General features: G+C 64.7%; 15 protein-coding genes. 7 read left to right on the top strand and 8 right to left on the bottom strand.

Annotated elements, in window-relative coordinates; all coding sequences use genetic code 11:
* Positions 1-63 precede the first annotated feature (63 nt).
* The 6 genes from ACN9M1_RS26020 to ACN9M1_RS25995 form a co-directional block, all read right to left on the bottom strand.
* Entirely contained in the window at positions 64-453 is a 390-nt protein-coding gene (locus tag ACN9M1_RS26020) for a RidA family protein (protein ID WP_426399745.1), read from the bottom strand.
* Complete coding sequence (locus tag ACN9M1_RS26015; RefSeq protein ID WP_426399744.1) at positions 450-1,418, bottom strand: threo-3-hydroxy-L-aspartate ammonia-lyase; 969 nt, start codon at positions 1,416-1,418, stop codon at positions 450-452. Before ACN9M1_RS26015 ends, ACN9M1_RS26020 begins: the two co-directional genes overlap by 4 nt.
* A gap of 8 nt (positions 1,419-1,426) precedes the next feature.
* Positions 1,427-2,071 carry a helix-turn-helix transcriptional regulator gene (locus ACN9M1_RS26010; protein WP_426399743.1) on the bottom strand — a complete coding sequence of 215 codons (645 nt, stop codon included), beginning with the start codon at positions 2,069-2,071 and terminating at the stop codon, positions 1,427-1,429.
* A gap of 145 nt (positions 2,072-2,216) precedes the next feature.
* Entirely contained in the window at positions 2,217-5,339 is a 3,123-nt protein-coding gene (locus ACN9M1_RS26005; RefSeq protein ID WP_426399742.1) for an efflux RND transporter permease subunit, read from the bottom strand.
* Positions 5,336-6,451: an efflux RND transporter periplasmic adaptor subunit gene (locus tag ACN9M1_RS26000; RefSeq protein ID WP_426399741.1), complete on the bottom strand. Its 1,116-nt coding sequence runs from the start codon at positions 6,449-6,451 to the stop codon at positions 5,336-5,338. The genes ACN9M1_RS26005 and ACN9M1_RS26000 overlap by 4 nt, the downstream gene beginning before the upstream one ends.
* A gap of 88 nt (positions 6,452-6,539) precedes the next feature.
* A complete protein-coding gene (locus ACN9M1_RS25995; protein WP_426400739.1) occupies positions 6,540-7,154 on the bottom strand; it encodes a TetR/AcrR family transcriptional regulator in 615 nt (204 codons plus the stop codon).
* A gap of 97 nt (positions 7,155-7,251) precedes the next feature.
* Between ACN9M1_RS25995 and ACN9M1_RS25990 the strand changes: the two genes are divergently transcribed.
* From ACN9M1_RS25990 to ACN9M1_RS25980, 3 genes are all read left to right on the top strand, one after another.
* Positions 7,252-8,712, top strand: a complete 1,461-nt coding sequence (locus tag ACN9M1_RS25990) for an efflux transporter outer membrane subunit (protein ID WP_426399740.1) — start codon at positions 7,252-7,254, stop codon at positions 8,710-8,712.
* A gap of 66 nt (positions 8,713-8,778) precedes the next feature.
* A complete protein-coding gene (locus ACN9M1_RS25985; RefSeq protein ID WP_426399739.1) occupies positions 8,779-9,585 on the top strand; it encodes an oxidoreductase in 807 nt (268 codons plus the stop codon).
* 553 nt (positions 9,586-10,138) lie between these two features.
* Complete coding sequence (locus ACN9M1_RS25980) at positions 10,139-12,355, top strand: TonB-dependent siderophore receptor (protein ID WP_426399738.1); 2,217 nt, start codon at positions 10,139-10,141, stop codon at positions 12,353-12,355.
* 35 nt (positions 12,356-12,390) lie between these two features.
* Here ACN9M1_RS25980 and ACN9M1_RS25975 read toward each other — a convergent pair whose 3' ends face one another.
* Positions 12,391-13,140, bottom strand: a complete 750-nt coding sequence (locus tag ACN9M1_RS25975; protein WP_426399737.1) for an SDR family oxidoreductase — start codon at positions 13,138-13,140, stop codon at positions 12,391-12,393.
* A gap of 123 nt (positions 13,141-13,263) precedes the next feature.
* Between ACN9M1_RS25975 and ACN9M1_RS25970 the strand changes: the two genes are divergently transcribed.
* From ACN9M1_RS25970 to ACN9M1_RS25955, 4 genes are all read left to right on the top strand, one after another.
* Positions 13,264-14,187, top strand: a complete 924-nt coding sequence (locus ACN9M1_RS25970; protein WP_426399736.1) for a LysR family transcriptional regulator — start codon at positions 13,264-13,266, stop codon at positions 14,185-14,187.
* A gap of 483 nt (positions 14,188-14,670) precedes the next feature.
* On the top strand, positions 14,671-15,879 hold the full coding sequence (locus tag ACN9M1_RS25965; RefSeq protein WP_426399735.1) for an NHL repeat-containing protein: 1,209 nt from the start codon (positions 14,671-14,673) through the stop codon (positions 15,877-15,879).
* Between the two features lie 240 nt (positions 15,880-16,119).
* The gene (locus ACN9M1_RS25960) at positions 16,120-16,626 is read left to right on the top strand and encodes a signal peptide protein (RefSeq protein ID WP_426399734.1); all 507 of its coding nucleotides are present in this window, start codon (positions 16,120-16,122) and stop codon (positions 16,624-16,626) included.
* Positions 16,627-16,729: 103 nt separating this feature from the next.
* Positions 16,730-18,445 (top strand): SulP family inorganic anion transporter, encoded by a 1,716-nt coding sequence (locus ACN9M1_RS25955; RefSeq protein ID WP_426399733.1) that lies wholly within the window; start codon positions 16,730-16,732, stop codon positions 18,443-18,445.
* Here the strand turns inward: ACN9M1_RS25955 and ACN9M1_RS25950 are convergent.
* Positions 18,442-19,161, bottom strand: a complete 720-nt coding sequence (locus tag ACN9M1_RS25950; protein WP_426399732.1) for a glycine-rich domain-containing protein — start codon at positions 19,159-19,161, stop codon at positions 18,442-18,444. The genes ACN9M1_RS25955 and ACN9M1_RS25950 overlap by 4 nt on opposite strands.
* Positions 19,162-19,188 lie beyond the last annotated feature (27 nt).

The following is a 19,188-nucleotide window of genomic DNA, read 5'->3' as shown; positions in this document are numbered from 1 at the left end:
CGGTAGCCGCGCATGCACCCGCGCGGCACCTTGTGTGACACGCATCAACCCCAAGCGTTTGCGTCAGCGTGCGAGCGCCGTCGCCTCGATCTCGACCGCCAGGCCGTAGTGCAACGTCGGAACGGGCACCACGGCACGCGCGGGGCGCAGGTCACCGATCCACGCGCGGTAGAGCGCATCGAATGCGGGCCAGTGGGTTTCCATGTCGGTCACGTACACGCGCACCTGCACCAAGCGCGAACGGTCGGTGCCGGCCGCAGCGAGCACGGCGTCGACATTGGCCAGCACCTGCCGCACCTGCACCTCAAACGGCGCGTCGACGAGCTTCTCGCCCGTGGGCGTTACGGGAATCTGCCCCGCCACGAACACGAAACCATTGGCGCACGCCGCGTGCGAGTAGTGACCGGCAGGCGGGCGCAGGTCGGGCGCGTTCAAGTAGCGCGCTTCGCTCATGCGGCACCCAATACCAGCTTGGCGAACAGTTGCAGGTCCACATTGCCGCCCGAGATGATCACGCCGACACGCTTGCCGCGCACATCCACCTTGCCAGTCAGCGCAGCGGCCGCCGCCAGGCAGCCCGTAGGCTCGACCACCGCCTTCATGCGGCCAGCGAAGAACTGCATGGTGCTGACCAGTTCCGCATCGCTTACGGTGATGATGTCGTCGACCAGTTCGCGGATCACGGCAAACGTGTAGTTGCCCAGATGCTGCGTCTGCGCACCGTCGGCGATCGTCTTGGGCGTGTCGATGTGGACGATCTCGCCCTTGCGGAAGCTCTGCTGGCCGTCGTTGCCGGCCTCGGGTTCGACACCGATGATCTTGCATGCCGGGTTCAGCCCACGCACCGCCGTGGCGGTACCGGAGAGCAGACCGCCACCGCCCAGCGGGGCGAGCACCACGTCCAACTGGCCAACCTCTTCGATCAACTCCTTGGCGGCCGTGCCCTGGCCGGCCATCACGTGCGGGTGGTCGTACGGCGGGATCAGCGTGAGGCCCTGCTCTTCGGCCAACTTGCGGCCGATGGCTTCGCGGTCTTCGGTATAGCGGTCGTAGAACACCACCTCGCCGCCATAGCCGCGCGTGGCTTCTACCTTGAGGACGGGCGCGTCCTTGGGCATGACGATGACGGCACGCATGCCGAGCAACTTGGCCGACAGCGCAATCCCCTGCGCATGGTTGCCCGACGAGAACGTGATCACGCCCGCCTTGCGCTGCTCCGGCGAGAACTGCGACAGCGCGTTGTACGCGCCGCGGAACTTGAACGCGCCCATGCGCTGGAAGCTCTCGGCCTTGAAGAACAGCTCGGCGCCCGTCATGGCGTTGGCGGTGGCGGACGTCAGCACCGGCGTCTTGTGGGCCACACCTTGCAGGCGCGCGTGGGCGGCAACAACGTCGTCGTAGGAAATCGGCAAGCTCATGGCAGGACTCAGGTTGGGGTGTTTTCAGGGAGGTAGGTGTAGACGGTGGAGCGCGCCACGCCCAGCGTTTGCGCGACTTCCGACAACGCACGGCGCAGGTTCAGCAGGCCACTGGCGGCCAGCTCGCGCATGGCTTCGCGGCGCTGGTCGAGCGTCATCGCCATGGGGGTGGTGTTGCGTGCGGCGGCAAAGTGTTCGAGGGCGGTGCGCACGTCTTCCACGCGGCGTGGCGCAAGGGATTCGGGCACCGGCGGCGCAGCCACATCCACGCGCATCAATTGCGTGAGGCCCGTGGTCACGGCGCTCAACATGGAGACATCCATGTTCAGGCAGATGGCGGCCACGTAGTCGCCACGGCTGTTCTTCAGGCCGATCGACGTGCTCTTGGCGGGCCGCCCGTCGGGAAAGCGGTTGGCGTAGTTCTCGATGACTTCCGGGAAAGCCGGGTCGGCCATGCGTGCCAGGCCCATCTCGGTGGCAGCGTCGCCCACCTGTCGGCCCGACAGATTGTTGGCGATGGCGACGACGGAATGGTCGGCGTCGGTCAGGTCGTGCAGCACGACCTCCACCAGCGGCGCGAGCGTCTTGCCCAGCGCTTCGACGATCTTGCGACCTTCGCGCAGCAGGAGGTGATTTTCTTCGGCAGGCTTCATATTTCTGACGATACGTCAATTACTGACATTTCGTCAACACCATGTGCCTGTACACCCATGCCACGCACAACGCCCAGTCGGGAAGAAAAACGCCTGCCCAAAGGTCGAGAGAGAACGGAGGTAACGTGGGCAGGCGGGTAAAAACTCACTCAGGCAGCAGTTGCCCAGCAGGCTGCGCGGTCTCATGCCGATCGCGCTGCGTATCGCTCACGCTGACGGGGCGGATCCGGAACCAGATGGAATACATGGCCGGCAGGAACACCAGGGTGAGGATCGTCCCAGCAAACGTGCCGCCGATGAGCGTGTAGGCGAGCGCACCCCAGAACACCGAATGCGTTAGCGGGATAAAGGCCAGGATGGCGGCCAGCGCGGTGAGGATCACCGGTCGCGCACGCTGCACGGTGGCTTCCACCACGGCCCGGAACGGGTCCAGCCCTTCGTCCTTGTTGTGCTGAATCTGCCCGATCAGGATGAGCGTGTTGCGCATCAGGATGCCCGACAGCGCAATCAGCCCGACCAGCGCATTGATGCCGAACGGCTGCCCGAACAGGATCAACGTGGGCACCACGCCAATCAGGCCGAGGGGGCTGGTCAGGAACACCATGACCATCGCCGGAATCGACCGCACCTGGAAGATGAGGATCACCAGCGTGACGGCCAGCATGATCGGGAACAGCGGCAGCATGGCCTTCGTCGCCTTGCCCGACTCTTCAATGGAGCCCGCTTGGTCGATGCGGTATCCGGCAGGGAGCTTCTCGATGATGGGCTGAAGCTGCTTGCTGATGGCGGTCGACACATCGGGCGGCTGCAGACCATCCGCAATATCGCCGCGCACCGTGATGGTGGGCATGCGGTCACGCCGGCGGATGATGGGCTCTTCCATGCGCACGTCGATCTTGCCGACCTGCGAGAGCGGGATGCGTTGCCCATTGGCGCCGGCCAGCGTGAAATCGCCGATCTTGGCGGGGTCGAGCCGAACGTCGCCAGCGGAACGCGCGGTCACCTGCACGGTGCGAATGTCTTCGCGCACCGCCGTCACTGGAATGCCGCTCAGCAGGAATTGCAGTTGCTGCGCGACAGCGCTGGAGGTCAGCCCCACGGCTTGCAGGCGGTCTTGCTGCAAGGTGAAGTGCAGCGTGGGGACGCGTGTGCCCCAGTCGGTGTTAACGGTGCGCATCATCGAACTGGCATCCATGACGTGCTGAACATCGGCGGCGATGCGGCGCAGCGTTTCCGCATCTGGACCGGACACGCGGTAAGCCACCGGGAACGGCGAATACGGGCCGAACACGAGCTGCGTCACCCGCACGCGCGCCTCGGGGGCCAGACCATCGGCCACCGCGTGGCGCAGGCGCAGCTTCAACGCGTCGCGCTCTTCCTGGCTGTCGGTGCGGATCACGATCTTGGCGAACGACGGGTCCGGCAACTCCGGCCCCATCGCGAGATAGAAGCGCGGCGCACCTTGGCCGATGTAGGCCGTCACGATCTTGGCTTCCTTCTGCTTGGCGAGCCAGGCTTCGAGCTTGGCAGTGGCCGCGTCGGTCTGGTTGATCGACGTGCCGTAAGGCATCTGCACCTCGACCAGCACTTCGGGGCGATCCGAGATCGGGAAGAACTGCTTCTTGACCACCGCCATGCCCGCAATCGCCAGGGCGAAGAGGCCCACCACCGCACCCGCGACCAGCCATTTGCGTGCAATCACGCGGCTGAGCAACTGGCGGAAGCGGTTGTAGCGCGGCGTGTTGTAAATCGCATCGTGGCCGCCTTCGACCTTTTTGAAGTCGGGCAGCATCTTCACGCCCAGGTACGGCGTGAACACCACCGCCACCACCCACGACGCAATCAGCGCAATGCCCACGATCCAGAACATGTTGCTGGTGTATTCACCCGCAGTGGAGCGCGCGAAGCCGTTAGGCATGAAGCCGACGGCCGTTACCAGCGTGCCCGACAACATGGGCGCGGCAGTGTGGCTCCACGCATAGGCCGAAGCGGCCACGCGGCTGTAGCCCTCTTCCATCTTCACCACCATCATTTCGATGGCGATGATGGCGTCGTCCACCAGCAGGCCCAGCGCCAAGATCAATGACCCGAGCGTGATGCGGTCGAAGTTCTTGCCTGTCGCGGCCATCACCACAAACATAACGGCAAGCGTGAGCGGCACGGCAGCGGCCACCACCAGGCCTGCGCGCCAGCCCATGCTGACGAAGCTCACCAGCATCACCACCAGCAGCGCGGCAAAGAACTTGAGCATGAACTCATCAACAGACGCGGCGATGTTGACTGCCTGGTCCGTCACCTTGGTCAGGCTCATGCCCAGTGGCATGTCCGCATTGATGGCACCGACTTCCTTGTCGAGCGCCTTGCCCAAGTCCAGCCCATTCCAGCCCTCGCGCATCACGATGCCCAGCAGCAAGGCAGGCTGCCCACCATTGCGCACCATGAACGTGGCCGGATCTTCATAACCACGCTTGACGGTGGCGATGTCCGACAGCTTCAACGTACGGCCCTGCGATACCACGGGCGTGTCACGAATCTTCTGCAGCTCGTCGAATGCGCCGTCCAGGCGGATGAAGACCTGCGGCCCTTTCGTCTCCACCGAGCCGGCGGCCGTCAGCGCATTCTGGCTGTTGAGCGCGGCAAACACGTCTTGCGGGCTCACACCCAGCGTCGCGAGCCGGTCATGCGAAAACTCAACGTAGATACGCTCCGACTGCTCGCCGATGATGTTGACCTTCTTCACGCCGGCCACGTGCAGCAGGCGCTGGCGCAGCGTCTCCGCATCGCGCACCAGCGCACGTTGCGGCTCGCCCTGTGCCTTGAGTGCAAACAGCGCAAAAGTCACGTCCGAATATTCGTCATTGACGATCGGCCCGATCACCCCGGATGGCAGGTTGCCCGCCTCGTCGCCGACCTTCTTCCGCGCTTGATAGAACTCTTCCTGCACTTCCGACGGCGGCGTGCTGTCGAGCAGGGTCAACGTGGTGAATGCGAGACCGGGGCGCGTGTACGTTTCCGTACGGTCATACCAGCGCAGCTCCTGCATGCGCTTCTCGATCTTCTCGGCCACCTGGTCCTGCATTTCCTGCGCAGTGGCGCCGGGCCACACGGTGATGATGTTCATCACCTTGACCGTAAATGCCGGGTCTTCCGCGCGCCCCAGCTTGAAGAAAGCGATGAGGCCCGCCAGCGAGATCAGGCAGATGAGGAACAGCGTGACGGCCCGCTCGCGCACGGCGAGCGCCGATAGGTTGAAGCGGCCTTGGCTCACAGTCGCACCCCCGCGATGGCTGTGCTGGCGCCCTGACCCGCCACGCGGACTTGCTGGCCTTCGCGCAGCAGCTGGGCGCCCAGCGCGACAATGCGGTCGCCTTGCTTCACCTGGCCGGCAATGCGGGCACCTTCGTCACCCAAGCGCACGATGTTGATGGAGCGCCATGACACCTTGGCCGGCTCCCCTTGGATGACCCACACGCCCGGGCCCTTGCCCGCATCGAACACTGCGCCCAGGGGCACCTGCAGATCGCCCGGCGCAGCGGCCAACCGATCGGGAATCTGAATCGTAACGGTGGCGCCCAGCGGTGCATTGGCCAGATCGCCATCCAGCACATAGCGCGCTTCATACGTGCGGGTCAGCCGATCGGCGGCATCCGACAACTGCCGCAGCTTGGCTGGTGTGCCGTCGCTTTCCTTGCCGAACAACGTGGCCTGCGCAACCGAGCCGATGGCGGGGCGCAACGTTTCTGGCAACTGGACCACCGCTTCACGGCGGCCAGCATGCGCCAGGCGCACCACCGCCTGCCCTGCGTTGACGACCTGGCCCGGCTCGGCCAGCGTTTCCATGACCACGCCGTCGCCGTCGGCAACGAGTTCTGCATAACGGCTGGCGTTGCGCGCGACATCCGCCTGCGCTTCAGCGGCGCTCAATTGCGCTTTTGCTGCGTCCGCCGCGGCCTTGGCCTGGTCGTAGGCGGAGGCAGAAATCGCGCCTGTCCCGCGCAGATCGCGGTAGCGGGCTTCATCTTCCGCCGTCTGCTGCGCGCGTGCACGGGCCGCCGCTACGGCTTCCTGCTGCGCATGCGCGGCGAGCTTCAGATCAACCGGGTCAATGCGCATGAGCGGCTGCCCGCGCTTGACGGTCTGCCCGGCGTCCACCAGCCGCTCCAGCACCTTGCCAGGCACGCGGAAGCCGAGGTCGCTCTGCACCCGGGCAGCCACGACACCCGTGAACGACCGGGATGCCGACACCACAGGCTGCACGAACGCAGCACGCACCAAGGGCGCCTCGGTGCGCGGGTCGGTAGGGGCCTTTTCGCCGCAAGCGATCAACGCCAGCGGCAACGCAAGGACAGCGGTAGAGGAAATAAAGCGACGCGAAAGCATGAAAGCCCCATCGACAGGATGATCTGGGCTTTCATTCTTGTTCATGTGACCAATTTAGTCAATGGTCACACATTAAAAAATCTGCGCGTCAGGGGGACAGGCTTCGGAGCACGAGGCTGGAAAGCAGCCCCGGCGCCACCTCCGTGTAGTCGAAGCTGTACTGCAAAAGCAACGGGTTCATGTACGGGCGCATGACCAGGTAGATGGCCGCCGTGGCTTCGTCCAACGGCGTCTTGCGCTCGAAGTCTCCGGTCTCGCGGCCCTCTTGCAGCACATCGCGCAGCAGTTGCTGGATGCGGCCTTCATAGGCGATCACCGACTGCCACCGTTCAGTCGCAGCCGAGGCGGCAATTTCGTACAGCTTCCGGTCATGGGAAAACAGCCGAAGACTGGCCTCCGTCAAGGCTTTGAACATGCGGCGGAGCTTCTCCGGCGGGGACCCGGCCTCGGCGAGGGCGGCATTCACGTCGGCCTCGATCTCGCGCAGGCAGTTGGCGCAGATCATCTCGCCAATGGCCTGTTTGGACTCGAAGAACTTGTAGATGTAGGCCTTGGAAAAACCAATGGCCTTGGCCAGATCGGACACGGCGGTCTTCTCATAGCCGTAGCGGCTGAAGTGCTCGGTAGCGGCGGCGACGATCTGGTCTCGCACGTCATGGTCCGCCGGGCCGCGGGCGGAAACGGGGTAAGGAGTGGTTTTCATGGGCTCCAGCTTACGCCAGTCGAGATAGTTGAACAACTTGTGACCAATTTGTACTATAGTCACTCAAAACTTCAATGATCTTTCGATGGACGTCACCATGTTGCCAAAACACTCCCTTGCGGCCCTTCTCGTTGCCAGCCTGGTCACCGGGTGCGCCGTCGGCCCGGACTATGTGAAGCCCGATGCGCCGGTTCCCGATCGATTCCTGGGTCAGACGTCGGTCAAGCAGCGGCCCGTCCATGCCGCAGCGGATCTATCCGCATGGTGGGCCGGCTTTGGTGATCCGCAGCTCACGCGTTTCGTCCAACTCGCACTGGAACAGAACCTGGACCTCGCCCAGGCCTTCGCCCGCGTCACGCAAGCGCGCGCTGGTCTGAGTGCGGCCAATGCGGCGTTGCTGCCGTCCGGCAATGTCACGGGCCAAGCGGCGCGTGCATACCAGTCCGTTGAAACGCCTCTAGGCCGCGTGTTGAATGCAAGGCCCGGCTTTGATCGCTACGGCAACGCGTTTGAGGCCGACGCCAACGCAAGCTGGGAGCTGGACGTATTCGGCGGGCTGCGCCGTGGCCGAGAAGCGGCACTCGCCGATTACCAGGCCTCGCAGGCGGGCGCCGTCGCCACGCGGCTGGCCGTGGCCGCACAGACGGCCGATATCTACATCGCCATCCGCGGCCTGCAGACGCGCCTGAAAGTGGCCCGCCATCAGGTACAGACACAGCAGGAACTGCTCTCCACCATCAACCTGCTCTACGGCAAGGGGCTGGCGGCTGAGCTTCAGGTCCGGCAGGCCGAAGGCGCGCTCGCGCAGGTGCGCGCTTCCATCCCGCAGCTTGAGACGGGCCTCGATGCGGCGATGAACGCGCTGGACGTGATGCTCGGCGCGCTGCCGGGTACGCACCGGGCGGAGCTTGCACAAGACGCTGACATTCCGGCCGCGCCGCAAATCGCCATCAACGGATCGCCCGGTGAATTGCTGAGGCGCCGGCCGGATCTCATCGTTGCTGAACGTCGCCTGGCGGCTTCCAACGCGCGCATCGGCGTTGCCATTGCGGAGTACTACCCGAAGTTCTCGCTCAGCGGCTTGCTGGGCAGTGCCACGTCGGTGGGCGCCGGCAGCCTGTTCGGCAGTGGCGCCAGTCAGTTTGCTGGCGTACTCGGCCTGCGCTGGCGTCTGTTTGACTTCGGTCGCATCAACGCGCAGATCGATCAGGCCAAGGGACAAGAGGCGGAGATGCTGGCTGCCTACCGGCTCGCCGTGCTGCGTGCCACGGAAGACGTGGAAGACGCGTTCTCTGCGCTGGTCAAACGCGAGGAGCAAGCAGCCGTGCTCACGCAAGGCGTCGATTCGCTCAGCCGCGCGCGGAACGCATCGTTTGCCGCGTACCAAAAAGGCGTCGTCAGCCTGATCGAAGTGCTGCAAGCCGACGAAAGCCTGTTGCGTGCATCGGACGCCCGCGCGCAAGCGCAAACCGAATCGGCACGCGCCGCCGTGGCGGCGTTCAAGGCGCTGGGCGGTGGCTGGCAGCCCGATACATCAACCGCCATTGCCAGCCAATAGCCAAGAGCGCGCACTGAAGACCCCATTCACCGCAAGTCCCACTCACCCATACAGAAAGAAACTGCCATGTCGAATTCCAAAGTTGTCGTGATTACCGGCGTGTCCTCGGGCATCGGCCGTGCCACCGCTGCAAAGTTTGCCCTGCAGGGCTGCCGCGTCTTCGGCACCGTGCGCAACCTCGCACGAACCCAGCCGATCGCCGGTGTGGAACTGGTCCAGATGGATATCCGCGATGAAGCCTCGGTTCAGCAGGGAATCGACACCATCATCGCGCAAGCCAAACGCATTGATGTGCTGGTCAACAGCGCCGGCGTGGGGCTGCTCGGCGCGATTGAAGAAACATCGATTGCCGAAGCACAGACGCTGTTCGACACCAACGTGTTCGGCATCCTCCGCACCACACAAGCCGTATTGCCGCACATGCGCGCGCAACGCTCGGGGCGCATCATCAACATCAGCTCGGTGCTCGGTTTTCTGCCGGCGCCGTATATGGGCCTGTATTCCGCATCCAAGCATGCGGTGGAGGGCATGTCGGAAACGTTGGATCACGAGGTGCGCAAGTTCGGCATTCGCGTGTCGCTGGTCGAGCCCTCATTCACCAAGACCAGCCTGGATGCCAATGCGCCCCACGCAGCTTCCAAGGTAGCGGCCTACGACGCCGAGCGTGGTGTCGTTTCGCAGGCCATTCAAAAGAGCATCCAAAAGGCACCGGACCCGGATGGCGTTGCCAGCACAATCGTCGATGCCGCCCTGGGTGCGTGGAAGATGCGCCGTACGCCCAAAGGCGAAGCCTCGCTTCTGAGCAAGCTGCGCCGGTTCATGCCTGCAAGCCCCGTCGATGCGAACCTGCGCAAGGCGTTCGGACTCGCCTAATGCGCACTGGCCTGCACGCACCTTGCAGGCCAAAACTCAACAAAGCTCATGACGGGTAACACATCGGATGTGACGGCCAACAAGCATCCTGAATAAAGCTCATCAAACCCGCCCCGTTCATTGAAGTTTGCCGCGATGCCTGACACGATGCGTCGTCAAACCATGCGACGTACCAACAAAAAAGGTCGGGGGGCTCGCGTCATGAAGGGGCAGTACAAACGGGCAATCCGCCCGGCAGGAAGAATGCGCGCGGCAATGGACACAACGCCGCGCGGTCACCACCGGACCCGCGTCATCCGGGCCAACGACGGAGACGGAACCCTGCACGCCAGGGCGACCGCAAACCCGGCTCTCTAAGCGGTTGGGCGGGATGGATACGCAGTGCCGCTGCATCGCTCGCAGCATTGGCCAGGTCTTCGCTTGCATTGCCACTGTGCGATTGCCTAGAGCCATCGCATGCCCTGCAGCGCCGGCCAGCTCGCGTCCACGCACGCACCCTGTATTGCATCGGGTGCGGCGACTTGGGCTTGCCGCGCTATTCGCGGTGCGTGCGGTGCAATCCGTCCATGCTGCACCGCCGGACACCTGGGATTTCTCCATCGAGCGCGCACCGCTCGAGCACGTCTTGATGGAGATCACCCGCGTGTCCGGCCAACACGTGTCGTTTCCTTCCGGCCTCGCGAACGGCTTGGTGGCGGGCCCGATCGAGGGCACCATGTCGGCCCAACAGGCGGCGCAACTGGCACTCAAAGACAGCGGCCTGCAGCTCGCCACGTTGCCCGACCACACGCTGACCATCGTGCGCGCAACCGACGGACCGCACGACCTCGGAACCCTCCCGCCAGCTGAGGTGCATGCACGGGCGAACGGCGATTTTGCCGTCTTCACAACGGCCTCGATCAAGCACGTCGAGATGCCCATTACGACGGTGCCCCACGCCGTCAGCACACTCCCCAGAGATTTGCTCGTCAGCCAGAATGCGCCCTCGATTGGTGATGCGCTGTCGCTGGCCGGTGTCACGTCCATGTCGCTCGACCCGACGGCCAACCCACGGTACGCGACACGGGGTTTCATGACAGGGCAGACCTTGGTCGATGGTCAACCGGACAAAATCGCGTCGCTGCGGCCTATGGAGGCCGTGGAAGATGTTTCCGTGATCAAGGGCACGCATGCTGACATTGGCGGTGTGCCGACTGCCGTGGGCGCCATCAATGCCAATCTGCGAGCCCCGACGGTGACGCCTCGGGGAACCGTGTCTGTGGAGATCGGCTCGCATGCCGAGCGCAAGGCCGTGGCAGATCTGGCCGGGCCGATCGGGTCGACCGACCTCTCCTACAGGGCGGTGGCGCTGGAGGACACCACGGCCAACAGCGATTCGGGATACGCCGGTCGCCGCAAGACCTACGGGCTTGCGGCACTCGGATGGCACGATGCCGCCACCGAAGTCACGGTCGGGCTGGAATCCGCCGAGGGCCGCCGGCCCATACCGCCGGCTACGTTTGCACTCGATGGCGCACCCGTCCGCCTGCCCATGCAAAGCCCGCTGGGCAACGCCGACGACAACGTGCACGCCCGCGGGACTCGCACCTACTACAAGCTATCGCGCGATCTGACAGGCGATTGGGCCGTGCACTCGCGTGGCATGTACGAAACGCTCACTGAGGAATCTGTGCTTTGGCATCTGGTGCCGGTGGCCAACAACACGGCACCCACGTTGACGTTCAATCTGGGCGACCGCAGTGACAACACCGCGTGGGCCATCTCGAACGAACTGACGGGCAAGTTCGCACATGGGCCGTTCGAGCACGCGTTGACACTCGGTTGGGATGAGTTCCACGAGCGGCAGGATATGGCCATGGCCGCGGCGCCGATGGTAATGCCTCAGAACCCGTTCGCACCAGTCCCACTGCCACCGGCCACGTTTGTGCCGGGCATTCAGGTCTCGCAATCGATACGGCAATCCGTGTTTCGCATGCGCGACCAAGTTGCGATTGGCGCCCGCTGGGAAGTGTCCGGCGCTCTGTACGTGAACAACTACGTCGCCAAACTGCCGCACGCACAGCTTCAGGGCTCTGCGTGGACGCCGTCCCTGGGCCTGCTCTACAAGCTGACGCCGCATACCGCATGGTTTGCCGACTACGCGCGCGGTTTCCGCATCAACACTGGCTACTTTGACACGGGCGAGGCCCTGCAACCCGAGCGGAGTCGCCAACTGGAGACCGGGCTGCGCTGGGCAGATGCCAACCGCGCGCTGACGATGCAGGCAGCGCTGTATCGCATCGATGCGCACAACGTAAGGCTGGTAGATGTCGCGCCCCCCGGCTTCGACACACAAATCACGCAACAGAGCAGCGAAGGGCTGGAAGCTTCGATGCAGGGCACCGTGCTGCCGGGCTTGGACACATCGATGTGGGTGGCCTTGTCTCGCGTATCCGGCACGCTGAGCACAGGGTTCCTGCCGCAGACGCCCCTCCTGAACGGGTCGCTGTGGGCGACCTACACCACGCAGGCCGGCCAGTGGAAAGGCACAGGCGTTGGACTCGGCGTAACCGGGCAGCGCAGCGCCCCGTGTTATGGCGACACCCCATTCCACATGCCCGGCTTCGTGCGCGTCGACGCCAGCCTCTTCTGGCATCAGAAGGCCTGGAGCGTCGATCTCTTTGCGCGCAACCTCTTCAATATCCACGCGTACGGCAACGCGCAGTCCGGCAACTTCATCCCCGTTCAGGCGGGCCGCACGGTGGCCGTGCGCGTCACACACAGCTTCTGATTTCCGCCGCTCCGGCCGTGCGCCAACGGATCGGTTTAAAGCTGGCTCATGCCGCCATCGGCAATGATCTCCGTGCCAACGATGAACGCCGATTCAGGCGCCGACAGATGCAGCACCGTCGAGGCGATTTCTTCCGAGCGGCCAAAGCGACCCAGCGGCACCTGACTCTGAATGTGCGCGGCGGTGGCGGCCAGCGTGTCGGCGTCCATGCCGAGCTTGCCGTACAGCGGTGTCGTCACGGGGCCGGGGCTCACCACGTTCACGCGGATGCCCGAGCCAAGCAGCTCACCCGACAGCGTCTTCGCCAGCGAGATCAGCGCCGCCTTGCTCGCTGCATACACCGATGAATTCGGCATGCCGATGTGTGCGTTGATGGAGCCGTTCAGCACGATCGACGTGCCCTTGTTGAGCAGGGGCAGCAGCGCCTGAATCTGGAAGTACGCACCCTTCACATTGGCGTTGAACGTTGCATCCCACAACGCCTCGTCGATCTCCGGGAACGGCGCAAGCTTGGCCATGCCGGCGTTGATGAACACGGCATCCAGGCGCACGTCGGCCTCTTGCAATTGACGTGTCAGCTCGCGCGCGGCGGCCACGGTGCCCGTTTCATTGCGGATGGCGAGAGCGCTGGCGCCGAGTGTGGCGCGTGTCGTTTCCAGCGCCGCAGCATCGCGCCCGGTGATGACCACGCGGGCGCCTTCCTTGGCGAATGCCTGGGCGGCTGCCAGGCCGATGCCGCTGTTGCCGCCAGTGACCAGAACGGTCTTGCCTTCGAAGCGATTCATGATGTCCTCTGGGTTGGAAAATTCGCGAAAATTGAACTTGAACAATCGCGTGACTGCAGTGTGGACGCGGGCAAGCGGTTTGCCATACGATGCGCACGATGAACATGTTCGAAGGAATTGCACATGTTGACGGACGAAGAATTGGCGCTGCTGGAAGCCATCCGCCAGACGGGCAGCCTGTCGCGCGCAGCCGCGCAATTGGGCAAGGCACCCTCCACCGTGTCGTACGCAGCGCGGCAACTGGAGCAACGCTTCGATGCCCTGCTCTTTGATCGGCGCCGCTATCGGTTGCAACTCACGCGCGCCGGGCTGCTCCTCACCGAAGAAGCGGCACGGCTGGCGCAGGACGTGTCGCGCATCACGCAGCGTGTGCGGCAGGTGGCCAACGGCTGGGAAGACCGGCTCTGGATCGTGACGGACGAACTGCTGGAATTCGAATCGCTGATGCCTGTGATGCATGCGTTCGATGCGCTGCAATCCGGCGTGACGCTGCGGGTAACGCACGAAGTGCTGGCCGGCACGTGGGAGGCGCTGCGCGATGGGCGCGCCGATCTCGTCATCGGGGCAACCAATGAACCGCCTTCCATCCCCAACCTCGGGTGGTTCGAGTTGGGCGTGGTGGAGTGGGTGTTTGCCGTGTCACCACGGCATCCACTGGCAGCCATTCAAGCGCCGCTCACGCGCGAGGACATTGCCCGACATCGCGCCGTGGTGGTCGCCGATTCGGCACGGGCCACAGCAGGCCGCGCCTACGGCATGCTCAGCGGACAGCCAACGCTGGCCGTGCCCAGCATGCGCGCCAAGACGCTCGCCCAGCGCGACGGGCTTGGCGTGGGTTGGCTACCGAAGCATCGCGTGGCGTCGCTACTGGCTCGCGGTGAATTGGTGGAAAAGCACACCACGGACCCACGCGAGCCCAATCTGCTCTATGTCGGCTGGCGCCGCAGCGCAGACGGCGAAGGCCGCGCACTCCAATGGTGGCTCGAACAACTGCGACAACCTCGCCTGGCTACACGCCTGGTGCGGGGCCTGGACAGCTTCGTCTGAAGGTTTCGCCCTGCGCCCTCTACGCGGCTTGGGAAGAAACCCGCATGCAAACGTTTTCTTTTAAAGAGAAGGCTACAGATCGCGCATCCCGCGCCGATTGATTGCCAGGTCTTGTATTCCCCGCAAAACGATTCACGCACAAAAGCGATTAAACGTTTGCTTTAAATCGCCTGAAGTGGCGTTGCATCATCGCGCCATGCGGCAGCGGGTAGAGCAGCCGAGACTCCCTCTGATTTTTTCCGCTACCTCTCCATGACTTCCGCGCGCGCTCGGCTTCTGAAAGTGATTCCGATTTGCCTGACCCTTGCCGCATGCGGTGGCGGCGGTGACACCACCAGTGATGTGCCGCCTGGTGCGGCGCAACCCACGACGCCTGTCGGAACACCGACTGGCCCAGGGACGCCTACCACACCCCCTACGGCTCCTCCCTCCACTCCTCCCGCAACTCCGTCTAGTTACACGATTGCGGGCACGGTCGCGGGCTTGTTCGATTATGGAAGCCTCACGTTGGTCAACAACGGTACCGATCCGGTCGTTCAAGCCGCCGACGGCACCTTCAGCTTTTCTGCACCCGTAGCGGCGGGCGGTGCGTATGCGGTCTCGATCAACGCCAAACCGCTCTGGCAGTCGTGCTCCGTTGCAAACGGCAGCGGGCTGGCCAGTGGCAACGTCAGCAACGTCAGCAACGTCAGCGTGACGTGTACCGTCGCGCCGTCGACGGTGTCGACCCTCGCTGGGTCCACCACGGCAGGCTTTCTCAACGGCACCGGATCGGTCGCCTCGTTCCGGCAGCCGAGCGGTATCGCGCGGGATGCCTCGGGCAACCTCTACGTGGCGGACTACGGCAACCATGTCGTTCGCAAAATCACGCCGAGTGGCGTCGTCACGACCCTGGCCGGCACGGGCAGCCCGGGCCATGTCGATGGCATGGCGAACAGCGCCAAGTTCTTGACCCCCACCGGCATTGCCGTGGCGGCCAGCGGGAACGTCTACGTGACGGAGTTTTACGGCAACGACATTCGCAAGATCACGCCCGGCGGCATCGTGACCACGCTTGCGGGTTCGGCAACCGCCGGCAGCACCGACGGTATCGGCGCAGGCGCTTCGTTCAACAACCCGTTTGGTATTGCGGTGGATGCAAACGAAAACGTCTATGTGGCCGATTACAGCAACAACATGATCCGCAAGATCACGCCCGCCGGCGTGGTCACCACGCTGGCCGGCTCAACCACCGCAGGCATGGACAACGGCGCTGCAGCGCTCGCTACCTTCAACGGCCCTTCGGGCATCGCACTCGCGCCGTCGGGCACGCTGTACGTGGCAGAGTGGTTCAACTGCGATGTTCGGCAGATCTCCGCCGCGGGCGTCGTCACCACACTGGCCGGCTCCGGCGCTTGCGGCAGTGACGACGGTGTTGGCGCAGCGGCCACGTTCCTGGCGCCGGCCGAGATGACGATCGGCACCAACGGCGTGCTCTATGTCGCCGATGACGGCAACAACATGGTCCGCATGGTGACGCCGGCCGGCGTGGTCGCCACGTTGGCTGGCTCGGGCTGGTCCGGCAGCAACGACGGCGACGGCAGTACCGCGACGTTCAATGAGCCGTCCGGCATCACCGTCGATGCAAACGGCAACCTGTATGTCGCAGAACGAGCCAACAACCTCATTCGCAAGGTCGTACCGAACCCGTAAAAGCCCCGTAAGCGGCTCTGGTTCGCCCTGCGGAGTGATCTCGCCTATGCTGGATGACGCTTGCGCCGCACGCCGTGCGCGTGCATTGGCTAGAAACGCCCGAACTGTTGCGCAATCGTTAACGCCACACCTTATGCCGAGTGGTTTGTCCCCAGACAAACCCTCGGTTTGGTCAACGCGCGCTGCCGGCTGGCGTTATTCGATCACGCACGTATTCCGTGCCTCGTTGAGGGTCTCGATATGAAACTGTCTGCGTTGATGTTTTCGGTGGGTGCGCTGATGATGGGTTCGGCGTTTGCACAGGGCACGGCCGCGCCAGCCACCGCACCAGCGGCGGCACCGGCTGCCGTCCACGCCGTCTGCAAGGACGGCACGCCATACAGCGGCGCGACGCTCAAGGGCGCCTGCCGTGGCCACGGCGGCGTCGACAAGAAAGCCAGCGCGGGCAGCGCTCCGGCCGCGACCGCAGCCGCACCGGCTGCCGCTCCAGCAGCGGCCCCAGCCCCGGCACCCGCCGCACCGGCCAAACCCGCAGCAGCTGCCCCCGCCAAGCCGGCAGCAGGCGCAGCGGCCACCGTCGCCCCTGGTGGCGGCCCTGACAAGGTGTGGGCCAACGCCGCCACCAAGGTCTACCACTGCCCGGGCGACCGCTACTACGGCAAGACCAAGCAGGGCGAATACCTGAGCGAGGCCGACGCCAAGGCCCAGGGCATGCGCCCGAGCCACGGCAAGGGCTGCGCCAAGTAAGCCACGCCGGCAAGCCAGCTCGCACGCCGCGGCCCGGTTGGGTCGCGGCGTCTTCCTTTTCTGCTGTCCGTATCACGGTTTCATTGCCCGACCGCCGCACTGCATGCCACCCCGCTACGAACACCCCGCCACCGCGCTGCAACACCCCGACCGCTTTGCCCCGCTGGGCACCCCGCCCCTGCCAACCCAGCAACGCGTGCTGCGCGACATCATTGCCGGCTTCTCGATTGCGGGCCTGCTGCTGCCCGAAGCGGTGGCCTATGCAGGCATCGCCAGCCTGCCGCCGCAAGCCGGGTTGATCGCGCTGCTGTGCGGCCTGGTGGTGTATTCGCTGGTTGGCACGAGCCGGTTTGCAATCGTCTCGGCCACATCCTCATCGGCGGCGGTGCTGTTTGCGACGGTGCTGTCCGAGCCCGGCACCAATGGCGCGACCGCACTCACGCTGGCAGCCGCCCTCATCATCGCAACGGGCGTGCTCTTCATCCTGGCGGGCGCGGCACGGCTGGGCGGCATGTCGGATTTCATCGCCCGACCCGTGCTGCGCGGCTTCACGTTTGGGCTGGCGTTGACGATTGCCGTCAAGCAGCTCCCGAAGATTCTCGACGTGGCGGTACACCACAGCGACACGCCACGCATTGCACTGGAGCTCATCACCAGCGCCGCCAACGCCAACCGCTACAGCACGGCGCTGGGGGCGGCGGCACTCGCGCTGCTGTTCGGCCTCGCGCGCTGGGGCGGCCGCATTCCGGCGACGCTGGTCGTCATCGTGTTGGCCATTGCCGGCGGCTACTGGGTTGACTGGCACGCCTATGGCATCGCCGTGGTCGGCCATATCGATTTGCAGAACATCAGCGTGGGCGTGCCCGATCTCAACCGCGCGCAATGGATGCAGAGCGCGGAGCTCGGCTTTGCGCTGATGCTGATTCTCTATGCCGAGTCGTATGGCTCGATCCGCAACTTCGCGCTCAAGCACGGCGACAGCATTTCCGCCAACCGCGACCTTGTCGCCCTGGGCTGCGCCAACCTGCTGTCGGGTCTGCTGCACGGCATGCCGGTGGGCGCGGGGTATTCCGCCACCTCCGCCAACGAGGCGGCCGGTGCGCAATCACGCCTGGCCGGGCTGTGCGCGGCGGCCGTAGTGGCGCTGATCGTGTGGTTGTTTCTGCCGCAGCTCGCGCGCATTCCCGAGCCGGTGCTAGCGGCCATCGTCATCTTTGCCGTCAGCCACTCACTGCATCCGAGCGTGTTCAAGCCGTACTGGACGTGGCATCGGGATCGGCTGGTCGTGATCGCCGCGCTGCTGGCCGTGCTGGTACTGGGCGTGCTGCATGGCTTGCTGGCTGCGATTGGCGTGAGCCTGCTGCTGACGCTGCGCAAGCTGTCTGAACCCAACGTGAGCGTGCTCGGCCGCCTGCGCAACAGCCACGACTTTGTCGATGTGTCCTTGCACCCCGAAGCCAAACCGCTGCCCGGTGTGCTGATCGCACGGCCCGAAGTGCCCTTGTTCTTCGCCAACACGGAGCGCGTGCTGGGTCAGGTGCGCGCGCTGCTGAAGGCGCAGCCTGAACCGCCGCTGCACACCATCATGCTGAGCCTGGAGGAAACGCCCGACGTGGACGGCTCCGCCATCGAAGCGCTACGCATCTTTGCCGCCGAATGTGCGGCGCGCGGTTTGCGGTTGATGTTCGTGCGGCTCAAGCCGCGCGCGCTCTCCGCCCTGCAACGCGCCACCGACGAGACCCTGCAGCCCGCCATGCTGCACGAGTTGAGCGTGGACGAGTGTGTGCAGTCGCTGGCAGACAGTGCACAGCCTGCCTAATCGCCGCCGCCCCCACCGCTACAGCTACTGCAACTGGAGCAGCTCGAGCAACTCGAACCACCTGAACAACTACTGCAACCGCTGCTGCGGCGCTTGGTGGCGGTGCCGAAGCCCTCGGTACTGCCATCGATGCGGCGGCTGGCGAAATCCGCCCCGCACTGCATGACCTCGCCGCCGGGCAGGATCGTGGCGCAATCGGGCACGTAGTAGAAGCCTTTGGGAATGGCGAGCTGGTGGTCGATCGCAAACAGCAGCGGCAGGCGCGTGGGCTTACGTGGATTGATCGACTCATCCTTGCAAGCCCACCACCAGGTCCGCCGCAACCCGACGTTGGATTGCTTGCGCACCGGCGACAATGCCGCCGACGGCAGGTGATGCAGAAACTTGCCGAACGCACGGCTGCAGAAATCGCGGTATTCGCGCGTGTAGAGAATGAACTCGTGCCACAGGTCATCGACGACGCGTGAGGGCATCGACACGTAGTCACAGTCGCTGCGCAAGTGGACGATGAAGAACTGGCGCAACCCGCGCACCACTTGCTCGCGCTCTGCGGTGCTCAAGGTGGGATGCTTCTCGGTGAAGCGCTCGAGCAGTCCTGGCGGCCAGGCGTAGTTCCGGATATAGGTTTCGCGCCGGCCGCGCCGGACACTACCCAGCATCGTCGCCAAGACCAGCACCGCAATCACTGCGGCAGCCAGCCCGAAAAACGTCCCCAAGACTGCCATCCGATCCCCCGACCGTGT

The sequence above is a fragment of the Ralstonia sp. R-29 genome (assembly GCF_049913345.1).
Taxonomy (GTDB): domain Bacteria; phylum Pseudomonadota; class Gammaproteobacteria; order Burkholderiales; family Burkholderiaceae; genus Ralstonia.
The sequence above is the reverse complement of the archived record's forward strand: the minus strand, read 5'-3'. Positions and strand labels throughout refer to the sequence as shown.